The organism is Vibrio sp. 1288 (assembly GCF_033344475.1).
In genome coordinates, this window is record NZ_JAWPOX010000946.1 from 1 (window position 1) to 559 (window position 559).

General features: G+C 48.5%; 1 protein-coding gene. It reads left to right on the forward strand.

Annotated elements, in window-relative coordinates; genetic code table 11:
- On the forward strand, positions 1–559 hold a 559-nt coding region (locus R8O11_RS30255), incomplete at both ends, for a class I tRNA ligase family protein (RefSeq protein WP_318195265.1).

The following is a 559-nucleotide window of genomic DNA, read 5'->3' on the forward strand; positions in this document are numbered from 1 at the left end:
ACCTTGAAGGTTCTGACCAACACCGTGGTTGGTTCCAGTCTTCTCTAATTTCATCAATTGCGATGAAAGGTGTAGCGCCATACAAACAAGTTCTGACGCACGGTTTCGTGGTTGATGGTCACGGCCGTAAGATGTCTAAATCTATCGGTAACGTGGTTGCGCCAAAAGACGTAACGAACAAACTTGGTGCAGACATTTTGCGTCTATGGGTTGCTTCTACAGACTACACTGGTGAAGTTGCGGTTTCTGATGAAATCCTAAAACGTTCTGCAGATGCGTATCGTCGTATCCGTAACACAGCGCGTTTCTTCCTTGCGAACCTAAATGGCTTCAACCCAGCAACAGACATTGTTCCTGCTGAAGAAATGGTGGCGCTAGACCGTTGGGCGGTAGGTCGTGCACTTGCTGCGCAAGAAGAGATCATCAAAGCGTACGATGAATACAACATCCACGCCGTAACTCAGCGTCTAATGCAGTTCTGTTCTATCGAGATGGGCTCATTCTACCTAGACGTAATCAAAGACCGTCAGTACACAGCGAAGCAGGGCGGCCACGCTCA